This is a genomic window from Bradyrhizobium lablabi (assembly GCF_900141755.1).
GTDB lineage: Bacteria > Pseudomonadota > Alphaproteobacteria > Rhizobiales > Xanthobacteraceae > Bradyrhizobium > Bradyrhizobium lablabi_A.
On the sequence record NZ_LT670844.1, the window covers coordinates 6,523,956 to 6,537,641 of the forward strand.

The 13,686-nt window shown below is 62.0% G+C and carries 12 protein-coding genes; 7 read left to right on the forward strand and 5 right to left on the reverse strand.

The window, feature by feature from the left end; all coding sequences use genetic code 11:
* Positions 1-45: 45 nt before the first annotated feature.
* Entirely contained in the window at positions 46-2,352 is a 2,307-nt protein-coding gene (locus B5526_RS30085; protein ID WP_079543396.1) for a xanthine dehydrogenase family protein molybdopterin-binding subunit, read from the forward strand.
* A gap of 136 nt (positions 2,353-2,488) precedes the next feature.
* On the forward strand, positions 2,489-2,938 hold the full coding sequence (locus tag B5526_RS30090; protein WP_079543397.1) for a cytochrome c: 450 nt from the start codon (positions 2,489-2,491) through the stop codon (positions 2,936-2,938).
* A gap of 204 nt (positions 2,939-3,142) precedes the next feature.
* On the opposite strand, the gene B5526_RS30095 is transcribed toward B5526_RS30090, so the two are convergent.
* Positions 3,143-3,568, reverse strand: a complete 426-nt coding sequence (locus tag B5526_RS30095) for a CHRD domain-containing protein (RefSeq protein WP_079543398.1) — start codon at positions 3,566-3,568, stop codon at positions 3,143-3,145.
* A gap of 182 nt (positions 3,569-3,750) precedes the next feature.
* Between B5526_RS30095 and B5526_RS30100 the strand changes: the two genes are divergently transcribed.
* Positions 3,751-4,689: a c-type cytochrome gene (locus B5526_RS30100; protein ID WP_079545577.1), complete on the forward strand. Its 939-nt coding sequence runs from the start codon at positions 3,751-3,753 to the stop codon at positions 4,687-4,689.
* A gap of 42 nt (positions 4,690-4,731) precedes the next feature.
* On the opposite strand, the gene B5526_RS30105 is transcribed toward B5526_RS30100, so the two are convergent.
* The 3 genes from B5526_RS30105 to B5526_RS30115 all read right to left on the reverse strand — a co-directional run bounded on the left by B5526_RS30105 (position 4,732) and on the right by B5526_RS30115 (position 6,987).
* Positions 4,732-5,409 carry a DUF2270 domain-containing protein gene (locus tag B5526_RS30105; RefSeq protein WP_079543399.1) on the reverse strand — a complete coding sequence of 226 codons (678 nt, stop codon included), beginning with the start codon at positions 5,407-5,409 and terminating at the stop codon, positions 4,732-4,734.
* Positions 5,410-5,603: 194 nt separating this feature from the next.
* Positions 5,604-6,701, reverse strand: coding sequence for an Ldh family oxidoreductase (locus B5526_RS30110; protein WP_244562097.1), 1,098 nt, complete (start codon positions 6,699-6,701; stop codon positions 5,604-5,606).
* A gap of 40 nt (positions 6,702-6,741) precedes the next feature.
* Positions 6,742-6,987 carry an Lrp/AsnC ligand binding domain-containing protein gene (locus tag B5526_RS30115; protein WP_079543401.1) on the reverse strand — a complete coding sequence of 82 codons (246 nt, stop codon included), beginning with the start codon at positions 6,985-6,987 and terminating at the stop codon, positions 6,742-6,744.
* Between the two features lie 136 nt (positions 6,988-7,123).
* On the opposite strand from B5526_RS30115, the gene thiD reads away from it, so the two are divergent.
* On the forward strand, positions 7,124-7,924 hold the full coding sequence (gene thiD, locus B5526_RS30120; protein WP_079543402.1) for a bifunctional hydroxymethylpyrimidine kinase/phosphomethylpyrimidine kinase: 801 nt from the start codon (positions 7,124-7,126) through the stop codon (positions 7,922-7,924).
* Between the two features lie 60 nt (positions 7,925-7,984).
* On the opposite strand, the gene B5526_RS30125 is transcribed toward thiD, so the two are convergent.
* Positions 7,985-9,247, reverse strand: coding sequence for a CobW family GTP-binding protein (locus B5526_RS30125; RefSeq protein ID WP_244562098.1), 1,263 nt, complete (start codon positions 9,245-9,247; stop codon positions 7,985-7,987).
* Between B5526_RS30125 and B5526_RS30130 the strand changes: the two genes are divergently transcribed.
* The 3 genes from B5526_RS30130 to B5526_RS30140 all read left to right on the forward strand — a co-directional run bounded on the left by B5526_RS30130 (position 9,196) and on the right by B5526_RS30140 (position 13,615).
* Positions 9,196-10,293 carry a cyclase family protein gene (locus B5526_RS30130; protein ID WP_079543404.1) on the forward strand — a complete coding sequence of 366 codons (1,098 nt, stop codon included), beginning with the start codon at positions 9,196-9,198 and terminating at the stop codon, positions 10,291-10,293. The genes B5526_RS30125 and B5526_RS30130 overlap by 52 nt on opposite strands.
* A 121-nt stretch (positions 10,294-10,414) precedes the next feature.
* Positions 10,415-11,521, forward strand: coding sequence for a mandelate racemase/muconate lactonizing enzyme family protein (locus B5526_RS30135; RefSeq protein WP_079543405.1), 1,107 nt, complete (start codon positions 10,415-10,417; stop codon positions 11,519-11,521).
* Between the two features lie 186 nt (positions 11,522-11,707).
* Entirely contained in the window at positions 11,708-13,615 is a 1,908-nt protein-coding gene (locus B5526_RS30140) for a potassium transporter Kup (RefSeq protein WP_079543406.1), read from the forward strand.
* The last annotated feature ends 71 nt before the right edge of the window (positions 13,616-13,686 follow it).

A 13,686-nucleotide genomic window follows, 5' to 3' on the forward strand; every position in this document is an offset into this window, starting at 1 on the left:
CCACGCCAATATGGCGAAAATAACTTGAGAGGAAACGGAGATACGATGGCTCCCATCAAATTCGGCGTCGGTCAGAGCGTGCTTCGCAAGGAAGACGATGCCCTCATTCGCGGCAAGGGCCGCTACACCGACGACGTCGCGCCGATAGCTGCGATGCATGCGCTGGTGCTGCGCTCGCCGCATGCCCATGCGAAGTTCACGATCGATGTCGGCAAGGCTCGCGGCCTGCCCGGGGTCGGGGTGATCCTGACGGCTGCGGATGTCAGCGATCTCGGCGGCCTGCCGTGCCTGTTCAACCTGGAAGTCAACCCGTTCACCGGGCCGCCGTATCCGATCCTGGCCAAGGATGAGGTGCGTCATGTCGGCGACGCCGTTGCTTTCGTGGTCGCGGATACGATCGATCAGGCCCGCGACGCGATCGAGGCGATCGAGGTCAAATGGACGCCGCTGCCGGCCGTGGTCGGCGTTGCCAACGCGGTCAAAAAGGGTGCGCCGCAGGTCTGGGCCGAACATCCCGGCAATGTCTTGTTCGACGTGCCGATCGGCGACAAGAAGGCCGTCGACGAAGCCTTCGCCAAGGCTCATGCGATCGCCGAAATCACCGTCGTCAATCCGCGCGTCATCACCAACTTCATGGAGACCCGCGCCGCGGTCTGCGAATACGACGCCAAGCGCGATCACCTGACGCTCACGGTCGGCAGCCAGGGCAGCCACCGTCTGCGCGAGATCATCGGCGGCATGGTCTTGAAGATTCCGCTGGAAAAGATGCGGGTGATCTGCCCCGATGTCGGCGGCGGGTTCGGCACCAAACTGTTTCCCTATCGCGAATACGCACTGATCGCCGTCGCCGCGCGAAAGCTGCGCAAGACGGTCAAATGGACCGCCGACCGCGCCGATCACTTCATGGGCGACGCACAAGGGCGCGACAACGTCACGACCGCGCGGATGGCGCTCGCCGAGGACGGCAAGTTCCTCGCGATGGATGTCGACCTGATGGGCGACATGGGCGCGTACCTCTCGACCTTCGGGCCGTACATTCCCCACGGCGGCGCCGGCATGCTGCCGGGCCTCTACGACATCCAGACCTTCCATTGCCGCGTCCGCACCGTGTTCACCAACACCGTGCCGGTCGATGCCTATCGCGGCGCGGGACGCCCCGAAGCGGCCTATGTGGTCGAGCGGCTGGTCGACGCCGCTGCGCGAAAACTCGCCATGACGCCGGACGCGATCCGCCGCAAGAATTTTATTGCTCCGCGCGCGATGCCTTACAAGACCGCGACCGGCAAGATCTACGATTCCGGCGACTTCACCGCGCATATGAAGCGCGCCATGGAGATCGCGGAGTGGAAAGAGTTTCCCAAGCGCGCCAAGGCCGCCAAGAAGGAAGGTTTGGTGCGCGGCATCGGGCTTGCGACCTATGTAGAGGTCTGCGGCACCATGGGCGAGGAGACCGCCAACGTAAAGCTCGATCCCAATGGCGACGTCACGGTTCTGATTGGCACCCAGTCAAGCGGGCAGGGCCATCAGACCGCCTACGCCCAGATCGTGGCCGACCAATTCGGGCTGCCGCCCGAGCGCGTCCACGTCCTGCAGGGCGATACCGATCTGATCGCGACGGGCTTAGGGACCGGCGGCTCGGCTTCGATCCCGACCGGCGGTGTCAGCGTCCAGCGTGCGACCAGCGAGCTCGGCAAGAAGCTGAAGGAAATCGCCGCCGAGGCGCTGGAAACAAGCAGCAGCGATCTCGAGATCAACGAGGGAATTGTGCGCATCGCCGGCACCGATCGCTCCGTCAGTTTTGCGGACCTTGCAAAGCGGCCGGGCGTCGATCCTTCAAAACTGAACGGAAGCGCGACGTTTGCCGCGGCCGACGGCACCTATCCGAACGGCACCCACCTCGCCGAGGTCGAAATCGATCCCGCAACCGGTATCATCAAGATCATCAATTATGTCATCGTCGACGATTTCGGCGTGACGCTCAATCCGCTGCTACTCGCCGGCCAGGTCCATGGCGGCGCGATGCAGGGCATCGGCCAGGCCTTGATGGAGCAGGCGGTCTATAGCCCGATCGACGGCCAGCTCGTGACCGGGACGTTCATGGATTACGCGCTGCCGCGCGCGGCCGACGGCCCGTCATTCGTATTCGAGACCCACAACGTCCCCTGCAAGACCAATCCGCTGGGTGTCAAGGGCGCGGGCGAGGCCGGCGCGATCGGCTCCTGTCCGGCGGTCGTCAATGCGATCATCGAGGGGTTGTGGCGCGAATACAAGATCGATCACATCGACATGCCCGCGACCGCGGAGCGGGTCTGGATTGCAATTCGCGAGCATCAGCGCCGGCACAGTCTCTGATATCTGTCACTGACGTTATCTCCGATATCTTCTTGGGGGAATAAACCGCCGTGATCAGAGTTTTAGCGATGGATGAACCGCGACCGCGCTTCCGCGCGCTGGCGGTGTTTGGCTTCTCAGGACGGAGTGCTGGCCGATGATACGAACCGTTATTGTTGCGGGCGCCTTGTTGCTCGGCGTCGGCGCCGTCATGGCGCAGCAGGATGTCGCCGTGAAGCAGGACAATTTGATGCGGGCGCAGGGCAAGAGCATGTATGGGGTGATCCTGAAAACGGTGAAAGGCGAGATCCCTTACGATCAGAAAGCGATCGATGCCGCCTTCAAGGATCTTGAAGGCAGCGTGCCCACGATCCCCAACGTGTTTGCGACCAATCCCAAGGAAGACGTCGTGAACGCGACCTACGGGTCCTCGCAAAAAATCTGGCAGAACAAGGCCGATTTCGATTCGAAGGTGCCCGCGGTCTCCAAGGCGCTCGCGGACGTCAAGGGCACGGCCAAGGATGTTGCCAGCCTGAAGGTCGCTTTCGACACCGTCCAGGCCAAGTGCACCGATTGTCACGAGACCTATCGGCTCAAGCTCAAATAAGTCGCCGCAAGCTCGCTTGTAGCTCGAATTGCAAAAGGGTGGACGCCGTCAGGCGATCCACCCTTTGTCTTGAGATCTTACGATGTCTTGAGATCTTACGATGTCTTGAGATCTTATGATGTCTTGAGATCTTATGATGTCTTGAGATCTTATGATGCTTCGAAGCGGCGCCGGAGCGACGAGCTCCAGCGCAATCTCGAAAAATTACTTGGTCACCTGACCCCGGATTTCGCCGCCCGGATTGGCCGCGGTGTGGACGTTGACATAGTACTTGCCGGCCATCAGGTCGGCGGCCTGTTCGTCGGTCAGCGTGGCGCTGCCTTCGGCCGGGCTTGCGGTGGCGTTCGGGATCGGAACCTTGACGCCGGCGTTCTTGCCGGGCTCGGCCGGGCCGTGGAAATGCGCCGCCGTGGCCGGGCCGGAGAGGCCCGAATAGGTCAGCTTCCAGGTCATCTTCTTGGTGGCGGGATCGTAGTCGATGTCGGCCGTGCCTGAGCCGGTGGTGGTGGTGGCGGGCACCTCGGCTTTGCCGTCCAGCGTCGCCTTCATCTTCTCGGCAAAGGCGGGGCCGGCAAAAGCAAAGGTTGCTCCCAGCGCAAGCGTGGCAAGCATGGTTTTGGTATTCGACATGGTTTTCTCCCCTGTTGGCGTCACGTGATGGTGCCCAGTTTTAAAACGCGCCAATTTCAAAACAATGAGGTTGTGATTTTATTCCCGGAAACGGGTTAAACGCCTCAAATTTTAAGACAGTGTAGGGCCGAATTAGCAGTCATACTAGCGGCCAGATTGCGATGGATCGTGACGGGCTGGTGATGCTGCGACGAATTCTCCTTGGCCTCGCTCTCGCCGGTGCTGCCGGCTTTGGCATCTACTGGTGGCTGACCGCGCCGCCGGCCGTATCAGCGGTCGCAGCGCCGGCCCATACGCCGAACCCTGCGAACGGCCAGACAACATTCAACGCCGGAGGATGTTCCTCCTGCCATGCCGTGCCCGGCCAGCCCGATCGCTTGCGGCTCGGTGGCGGGCTTGCGATACCGTCCCCGTTCGGGACGTTCTACGCGCCGAACATCTCTCCCGATCCGGCCGACGGCATCGGGCGATGGACCGAAGCCGAATTCGTCAACGCGGTGACGCGGGGAATCTCTCCCGCGGGATCGCATTACTTTCCGGCCTTTCCCTACACGTCTTACGCGCATGCGAAGGTCGAGGACATCAGCGATCTCTTTGCCTATTTGAAAACGCTTGCCCCGGTGTCCGGCAAGGTGCGCGACCATGACGTGCCGTTTCCGTTCAATATCCGCCGCAACGTCGGAATCTGGAAAATCCTGTTCATGGACGGCAAGCCCTTTGTCCCGGACGCTGCGCATTCACCGCAGTGGAATCGCGGCGCTTATCTCGTCAACAGCCTCGGCCATTGCGCCGAGTGTCACAGCCCGCGAAATTTCCTCGGCGGCATCATCACAGCCCAACGCTTCGCCGGCGGGCCCAACCCCGAAGGCGAGGGCTGGGTGCCGAACATCACGCAAAAGGGGCTAGGCGATTGGAGCGAAAAGGACATCGCTTTCTTTCTCGAAACCGGGGTAACGCCCGATAACGACACTGCCGGCGGCTCGATGGCGCGCGTGATCAAGAACACCTCGCAATTGTCGGCGGAGGATCGCGCGGCGATCGCCGACTATCTCAAATCGCTGCCGCCGGTCGAGGGACCGCCGCGCCCGCCGCGCAAGGCGAAGGATGGCGACAAGTCGTGATCAGGGCGCATGCTGATAGACGCTTGAGCGATGCACGCGGCCCTAACCCATCGCCACCGCGCCGCCCGCTCCATGCTTGCGCCGGTCGAGCCACAACGTGCCGAGCGCGAACGCGATCCAGCCGAAATTGTAGATGAAGCCGACGATCAGTACGACCCAGCCCGGAATTGGACCGACGGCGGCGCGATCGACAAATTCCTGCAGCGTCGCCGCGGGCGTCGGATGGATGGCGATCTTGCCGTAATAGGCGATCACCTGGATCGCGAGGATCCAGACGTAGTTGCGGCGCAACCGCCGGCCCGCGGCGCGGACAAACGAAATGTGATGGCGGGGCGCCATATAGTCGCGCGCCAATATCGTCTGCCAGTTTTGGTCGCGCGCCTCGCCGGTGAATATCGGCGCGTAGAAATTGGTCTCGAGCCAGCGCGCCCGGGCGCGCCAGACATTGAAATAGCGATAACGTCGCGCCTCCATGCCGAGAAACACGGCGATCAGTAGCCCGACGAGCAGCAGCGGCAGCGGCGAAGCCTCGGGGCTCGAAAACGTCGTCGACAGCGCGATGCCCATCGTGACGATCGCCCAATTGGTGGTGTTGTCGAGCCGCGTGCGCCAGATCGTCGAGCGATAGACTTCGCCGCGATAGAGATGGGCGATGGCGCCCATCTCGGCGGGATCGAAGGTGTGCTGAGACTTTGCTTCGCTGGAAACCATGACAGACATGACGGAGACTCCGGTTGCCGAACAACACTTCCGCATGTGACCGGTGTTGACGGCGAAGAGTCTAGATCACCAACGCCGATCAACCCGTCCGGAATTGTGATGCCGCCACTATGCGTGCCCCTAGCCTGAATTACCAGCATCGGATTGTTGGAATAGCACGGTGCGCCGCAAAATCCCGGCCCGCCTGCCAGCGCCTAGGCGAGCTTCACGATTCCGAGTTCGTCCGCAACCTGATCCAGCCCCCGCATCAGCGCGGGCGCGATCGGAATTCCATCGCGAGTCCGGGCCGCCCGCGTTTCCTGGCTGCGCTCGCCCGGAACTGAAATCCGCTCTACGCCGGGCATCCGGCGGCTGTTGCGGAAGTCGCGTATCAGCGCATCGACGCTCGCCTTGAACACATCAACATCGCCGAAGGCTGCGATGTTGATGGCCGCGATCGCCTGCCCGGTGTTGGTGACGCTGCCGTCGTCGTGGTTGAAGTCGATCACGTCCTTCCCCATGGCGGCGCCGCCGAGCGTGCCGGCGAGCAGCCCGATGATCATGGCGAGGCCATAGCCCTTGTAGCCGGCCTCCATGCCGCCGAGCGGCAGCAGCATGCCTTCGTCGGCGCGTTTCGGATCGGTCAGGGGCTTGCCCTCGCGATCGATCATCCAGCCCTCCGGCATGGTCTCGCCGCGCAGCGCTTTTGTCTTTACCTTTCCGTAAGCCGCGACCGTGGTGGCCATGTCGAGCACGATCGGTTTCTCGTCTCCGGCCGGGATCGCCGCCGCGATCGGATTGGTCGACAGCAGCATGTCGAGGCCGCCCCAGGGCGGAAGATGGTTGGCGTTGCCGACCGCGAAATAGAGCCCGATCATGTCGTGGGCGAGCGGCATCGTCGCGTAGAGCGAGGCGGGGCCGGCATGGTTGGAGAATTGCGAGCTGACCCAGGCAATGCCGGTAGCGCGCGCTTTTTCGATCGCGATCTCGGCCGCGCGCTTCATCACGAGATGACCCATGCCGTTGTCGCCATTCAACAGGGCCGTGCCCGCCTGCTCGCGGACAAGATGAATGTTGGGCCGGACGTTGAAGCCGCCTGCCTTGATGCGACGGGCATATTGCGGCAGCCGGGAGACGCCGTGTCCGTCCGATCCCTGCAGGTCCGCTTCCGCCATCAGCGCGGCGACGACAGCGGCATCGGGGACCGGCAAGCCCAGTCTCGTCAGCGCTTCCTGGATGAACGCTTTGAGCCGGCCAAAGCTGACTTTCGATTCAGGCTGCAGGATCGGCACTCCCATTTCAAAGCGGCGCACCGCTGCACATCAACCCGCGAGAGTTTGACCGCGAACGGACCTAGCCGGTGCCGAACGCCTTGAAGGTGATGATGGTATGGGTGTCCTGGATGCCGGGAATGGTCTGCACCTTCTCGTTGACGAAATGGCCGATGTCGGTGTCGTTGTCGACGTAGAATTTTACCAGGAGATCGTAGTCGCCCGCGGTGGAATAGATCTCGGAGGCGATCTCGGCCTCGGCGAGCGCGTTGGCGACGGCATAGGACTGGCCGAGCTTGCATTTGAACTGGACGAAGAAGGGAACCATCGCTGTCGTCTCCGGAGGGCGTCTCTTTGGGCTTCAATATAGCGTTCAAGAACTTGCTGGCAATAACGCCTCGCGCTAGGGATAGGGATATGATCCTGATCGGCCGGCTGAAACTAAAGCTAAAAAGAGCCAAGCGATGACGACGCCTGTCGCGCTCACCATCGCCGGCTCGGATTCCTCTGGTGGTGCCGGCATCCAGGCCGACATGAAGACCTTTGCCGCGCTCGGCGTCTACGGCACGTCGGTCATCACGGCATTGACCGCCCAGAACACGAGCGGCGTCACCGGCATTCATCTCGTGCCGGCGGATTTTGTCACCGCGCAAATGGATGCGGTTTTCAGCGATCTCAACGTCAAGGTCGTCAAGATCGGAATGGTGGCGCAGCTCGCGACCATCGAGGCCATTGCCGCGGGGCTCAAGCGCTGGTCCCCAAATCATGTCGTGCTCGACCCGGTGATGGTAGCGAGTTCGGGCGACCGGTTGCTGGCGGCGGAGGCGGTCGAAGCCTTGCGCACAAAACTCATCCCGTGCGCTTCCCTGATTACGCCGAATCTCCCCGAGGCCGGCGCTCTCCTGGACGAGCCGGTCGCTGTGAGCGAGGCCGACATCGAGCGCCAGGGCAGGCGGCTGTTGTCGATGGGCTGCGCTGCAGTGCTGATCAAGGGCGGGCACGGGCAGGGCGCAGAGAGTATCGACTATCTCGTGCGCGGCAGCGGCACCATCGCTCTCACAGCACCGCGCATCGCCACCAAAAATACCCACGGCACCGGCTGCTCGCTTTCGTCGGCGATCGCAGCCCTGCTCGCCAAGGGCGAGGAGATGGAAACCGCGGTTCGCCACGCCAAAACCTTTATCAGCGCCGCGATCGCAGCCGCCGACCGCTTTAGCGTCGGCCACGGCCACGGGCCGATCCATCATTTCCACCGGTTTTATTGAGGCGCGTTCGTCGTCTCTGACGCGCGGCTGCGATGTTCTGTTGATCTGCTGTGGCGCGCCTCACGCGCGAACTCCGGCCACATGTTCGAGGAAGCTTGCCTCGATTTCGGCGCGCTCGATCCCTCTTGCGATGAACACGATCCTCGATCGATGGTCGGAATCAGGCCAGGCATGGAGAAGCACGGGTGGATGAAAAATGTGGTGCACGCCGTGAATTACCACCGGGGCGCTCTCGCCGACCAAGTTCAAGATGCCCTTCACACGCAGCAGATCGTCGCCTGCGCTGTGCCGCAACCGGCCAAGCCAGGTAGAGAGCGCCTCCCATGACAGCGGCTGGTCGCAGCTGAGGCAGAAGGCGTTGATGTCATGATGATGATCGCGGTGTTCATGGTCGCGGTGATCGTGCGGCTCGCTTCCGTATGCGTCCTCATTGATCCAGCGCCGGACATCGACCGTCTTGCGCGAAGGATCGAACAATGCAGCGCCGAACAGCGCTTCCGGCACAATCTCGCCGTTTGTAACAACGTGTCGCGCTGCCCCGGGGTTAAGCGCGACAAGCTGCAATTGCAGGTCCTCGATCGTCTCCGGCGGCGCTAGATCAGTCTTGGTAAGTAACAGGCGGTCGGCCAGCGCGGCCTGTTTGACCGCCTCCGGGTGCTCGTCGATATGCCGTAAGCCATTCACCGCATCGACGGTGGTCACAACGGTATCGAGACGCACGAAGTGACTGACCAGCGGATTGTTCAGCAAGAGCTGAACGATCGGCGCTGGATCGGCAAGTCCGGTCGTCTCCACCAGAATCCGCGAAAAAGCCGGCACTTCGCCGCGATCGCGCCGGGCCAAAAGGCCGCGCAGCGTCTGCTCCAGATCGCTGCGCAACGTGCAGCAGACACAGCCGCTTGCCAGAACAGCGACTTCCCCCTCGATCGCCTCCACCAGGAGATGGTCGAGCGGGACCTCGCCAAACTCATTGATGATTACGGCACTGTCACCCATGCCGGCATGGTGCAACAGCTTGTTGAGCAAGGTCGTTTTGCCGCTGCCGAGAAACCCGGTGATCACCGAGACCGGCAGGCGCGACGCCGACATGTCGACATCAAACAATCCCATGCTGGATTCCCCTGACTCTGCAGTGGCTTGGAAGCGCCGCCAGATCAGCGCCCAGGATCGGAATGTGTCCCTGTCTTGTGGCCGTGTCAGCGGCGCAATATGATCCTTTTTGTCAACGTCGTCACCCATCAATGAGCGAAACGAACTCTGGGGAGGAACACATGACAAACCCAAACAACAATGAGTCCATGGATGATACAGGATCGGCGTCAACCGACCGCCGAGGATTCCTGAAGGCCGCCGGAGTGGCCGGCGCCAGCGCGGTAGCCGTCGCTGGCGCGTCGCACGGCAAGTTCGGACTTGCGCCAATCACACCTGCGCAGGCCGACACAATATCGCCGCCTAAGCTAAGCGAGAAGAAATGGTGGCCCTCGAAATGGGGTGCCGATGACCAGGCGGGTGCCTCGAACCACATCACGCCCGCGAAGGTGCTCGATACCGTCAAGTGGATCAAAGAAGGCAAAGTCTACAAGCTTGGCCATAACTACGAGTCCACGATGCCTCTGTTCGGGAAGCGGGTATTTACGTTGCGCATCCCCGGTAGCCCGACTGGAGGCCCGTTTGGTGACAATCGGCTCGTATACCACGATGAGTTCGTGACCGCCGAGATTGGCCAGGTGGGGACTCAATTCGACGGCCTTGGTCACATCGGCATTCAATTGGGAGCCGACGGCGACAAGAAGGAGATGAGATTCTACAACGGTCATGCTGCCGCGGATTTTAGTGACACGTATGGCCTCAAGAAGCTTGGCGTCGAGAACTGCAAGCCGTTTTTCACCCGCGGTCACCTGATCGATATGGTCGCGGTGAGAGGGCGCATGATGGAAGCCGGCGAAGAGATCACCGTGGCCGATGTGCGCGCGGCGCTGCAGAAGCAGAATATGTCGGAGGCCGACTTCAAGCCCGGAGACGCCATCTTCTTCCATACCGGCTGGAGTTCGCTCTGGGGCAAGAACAACGACAAGTTCAACAGCGGTGAGCCTGGCATGGGTCTTGAGGTCGCGAACTGGGTGATCGAGAAAGATCTCTGCCTGACTGGCGGTGATACCTGGGCGGTGGAGGTCGTCCCTAATCCTGACAAGACGCTGGCCTTCGCGGTCCACGGGACCCTGCAGACCAAGTACGGCATCTACAATCATGAGAACCTGGTGTTCGACGATTTGATCGCCGACAAGAAGTATCAGTTCGTCTATGTCTTTACGCCGGTCCCGATGGCCGGCGCGACCGGCTCGCCGGGCGTCCCCATCGGCATCACCTGAAGGACGCGACGGCGGCGGGTTCATCGAACCCGCCGCTAATCGCGCTCCGGGAAATCTGCCCCAACAGCGAATAGACCTGGTTCGCCTCTGCGCTACCTTGGGAAGATCGGGAGTTGGCATCATGCTGATCACGAACGTCAGGGCACACCACATCCGTATCCCCTACGACGCCGGTGTCGCGAGCTTCAGGCAAGGCGCCTCCGCCATAACGGCTCTCGATACCGTCATGGTCGAAGTCTCCACCGACGCGGGCGTAACAGGCTGGGGCGATGCCTTTAGCTATGTGTGTCCACGATCTACCGCCACCGCGATTGATGAAATGATTGCGCCGCAGGCTCGAGGTCTCGAAGTTCCGGATGCCGAGGGCATTCCCGCCTTCATGGATCGCGTTCAGCGCAATCTGCATTTGTTCGGCCGTTATGGCATCACGATGTTCGCGATTTCCGGCCTCGACATCGCGTTGTGGGATCTTGCCGCAAGAGTGCAGGGCGTGCCGCTGCACCGCCTCATCGGCGCCAGCAAGCGGGCACGGATTCCGGCCTATGCAAGTCTGCTTCGGATCGGGAACCCGGAGCATGTTGCCGGTGAATGCGAGACGGCGCTACGACGTGGCTACACCGCAATCAAGCTGCATGAAACCACGGTGCCGACTGTCTTCGCCGCCCGTCAGGCGATAGGCGCAGCCATTCCGCTGATGGTCGACCTGAATTGCCCGATGGATGCGACCGAGGCGACCGCGTTCGCCCACGCTTGCCGAGCGGCCGTGCCAAAATTCCTCGAGGAGCCGGTCTGGCCACCGGAGGATTTTGCGACGCTCGCGAAGGTACGCAGGGAAGGCGGGATCGATATTGCGGCGGGAGAGAACGCTTGTACGGTTCATCAATTCCGCCAAATGATGACCGCGGACGCCGTGAGCTATGCGCAGCCCTCGGTGACCAAGGTCGGCGGCGTTACCGAATATCTGAAAGTGGTCGCGTTGGCCGATGAAAGGGGCGTCAAGCTTGCGCCGCATTCTCCCTATTTCGGGCCGGGCTTTCTGGCGACGCTGCAGCTGATGTCGCTGCGCGACGATGCCACGTTTGTCGAAGTGTTTTTCATGAACCGCGCCGCCTGTCTTTGGGGCGGCCGCATCGATGTCGATGCCAATGGCACGATCACAGTGCCCCAGGGACCAGGGCTCGGCTACGAACCGGACAAGGCGATCATCGAGCGCTACCGCGTTTCATGACTGGCATGGACCGGCGTCCCCGACAGCGGACATCCATCGGGCGAAAGGGTACCTCAGCTTCGTGCCCAATAACCGACATGCGCGCCGCTGAACCAGGTTTCGGAGGAATCTCCTGATCCACTGATCGAGCTTCTCCCCGGCTCCATTTTCGTGCAGACTTGCGCAACCAAAGGGAAGGATGTCCGGATGACCGAGACCCTTCAGACCGCGGGGTTGCCCCGGCAAGGCGTCCGGAAGCAGACCGCAGCCGCGGCGCTTACCGCACTCGGTGTTGTCTACGGCGATATCGGCACCAGCACGCTCTATGGGCTGAAGCAGGCCGTCGAGGCGGCGGGCGCGCCCACCCCCGACACAGTGATGGGCGTCGTGTCGCTGATCCTCTGGGCGCTGCTCCTGATCGTCGCGCTCAAATACGCAATTCTGATCCTGCGCGCCGACAATCACGGCGAGGGCGGCATCGTGGCACTGCTGGCGCTGCTCGATGCAAGGCGCGCACCACGCGGGAGCTGGCGTGCCTCCCTGCTCATCGTCGGTCTGATCGGGGCGGCGCTGCTTTATGGCGACGGCGTGATCACGCCGGCGATCTCGGTGCTCAGCGCAATTGAAGGTCTCAAGATCGACGCGCCCGGACTCGCACCAATGGTCGTTCCTATCACCATCGCAATCCTGGCTAGTCTGTTTCTGGTCCAGCGCAGGGGAACGGAGTTCATCGGCAGCATCTTTGGGCCGGTAATGCTGATCTGGTTCGCTGCCATCGGCCTGCTCGGCCTGCTTGGCATCATGCAGACTCCGGGCATCCTGGCCGCCATCAGCCCCCACTATGCCGTTGCCTACCTCCTCCACGCAGGACCCGGCGTCGCCTTCGCCGTGCTCGGCGCCGCCTTTCTGGCGCTCACGGGCGCCGAGGCAATGTACGCGGATATGGGCCATTTCGGCCGGCTCCCCATTCAACTCGGATGGTTCGCGATCGTGCTGCCTGCTCTCATGCTCAACTATTTCGGCCAGGGAGGATTGCTCCTGGCAGACCCCCACGCCGTCGAGAACCCGTTCTACTTGCTCGTACCAAAGTGGGCCCACTATCCGATGGTCGCGTTCGCTACGATCGCCACCGTGATCGCCTCGCAATCCATCATCTCCGGCGCGTACTCCCTCACCCAGCAGGCGATGCAACAGGGCTTCTTGCCCCGCATGCGGGTGCAGCACACGGCCAGCCACGAGAAGGGCCAGATCTATATCCCTGTCGTGAACTGGCTGCTGGCCGCGGGCACGCTTGCGGCCGTGCTTACGTTCGGTTCATCCGACGCGCTCGGCGGCGCGTACGGCATCGCCGTCTCGATGCTAATGGCGATCACGACGGTGCTGGCGGCCCTTGTTGCCCTGAAATGGGGTTACAACCCGCTCTTGGTGGCAGCGGTGAATGGGTTCTTCCTTGTCATCGAACTGATCTTCGTTGCCGCGAACATGACGAAGCTGATCCAGGGCGGCTGGTTCCCGCTCCTGATGGCCGGCGTTATTGCGTTTCTGATGCTGACCTGGCGAACCGGGTGGCAATTGCTTGAAGACCAGCGCTCCAAGCTGCGCCAGCGTGAGGACGAGTTCGTTGCGTGGGTACTCGACAGTCGGCCGATTCGACTGTCAGGAGCGGCGGCGATCTTCACGGCCGCAAGCACAGGCATCCCGCTCGGCCTGACGCATCATCTGCGGCATAATCGCGTCCTGCATGAGCGTGTGCTGCTGATCGCCTCCATCAGCACCGACAAGCCGCGCGTCGAGCCTGAGCAACGCATCAGGCTGGTGCCGGTAGGCGCCGGCATCACCCGCGTCCTCTTCCATTTCGGCTTCATGGAAACACCGAACGTGATGGAAGGGCTGAAGCTTGCGTGTCTCGAGCCTGAACTTCGCGGCATCGATCCTCAGAACATCACCTATTATTTCAGGCGGGTGATGGTGATCCCCAGCAACGCGACATCCGGCATGGCTGTCTGGAGAAAATCTCTGTTCGCCATGATGCACCTCAACGCCAATCTTCCGGCCGCGTATTTCGGGGTTCCGCCCGCACAGGTCGTAGAGGTCGGTCTCGAAGTCGAGATATAGGTATCCGCAAGGATGGCCGGAACACTGGACGATCCGGGCGGGTCCAGGTGGAAGATGGCCGTATCCCGAAG

Excerpts from the sequence above, each read along its gene's own strand:
- B5526_RS30085 (WP_079543396.1), top strand. The coding sequence starts at position 46 with ATGGCTCCCATCAAATTCGGCGTCGGTCAGAGCGTGCTTCGCAAGGAA.
- B5526_RS30090 (WP_079543397.1), top strand. The coding sequence starts at position 2,489 with ATGATACGAACCGTTATTGTTGCGGGCGCCTTGTTGCTCGGCGTCGGC.
- B5526_RS30095 (WP_079543398.1), bottom strand. The coding sequence starts at position 3,568 with ATGTCGAATACCAAAACCATGCTTGCCACGCTTGCGCTGGGAGCAACC.
- B5526_RS30100 (WP_079545577.1), top strand. The coding sequence starts at position 3,751 with ATGCTGCGACGAATTCTCCTTGGCCTCGCTCTCGCCGGTGCTGCCGGC.
- B5526_RS30105 (WP_079543399.1), bottom strand. The coding sequence starts at position 5,409 with ATGTCTGTCATGGTTTCCAGCGAAGCAAAGTCTCAGCACACCTTCGAT.
- B5526_RS30115 (WP_079543401.1), bottom strand. The coding sequence starts at position 6,987 with ATGGTTCCCTTCTTCGTCCAGTTCAAATGCAAGCTCGGCCAGTCCTAT.
- thiD (WP_079543402.1), top strand. The coding sequence starts at position 7,124 with ATGACGACGCCTGTCGCGCTCACCATCGCCGGCTCGGATTCCTCTGGT.
- B5526_RS30130 (WP_079543404.1), top strand. The coding sequence starts at position 9,196 with ATGACAAACCCAAACAACAATGAGTCCATGGATGATACAGGATCGGCG.
- B5526_RS30135 (WP_079543405.1), top strand. The coding sequence starts at position 10,415 with ATGCTGATCACGAACGTCAGGGCACACCACATCCGTATCCCCTACGAC.
- B5526_RS30140 (WP_079543406.1), top strand. The coding sequence starts at position 11,708 with ATGACCGAGACCCTTCAGACCGCGGGGTTGCCCCGGCAAGGCGTCCGG.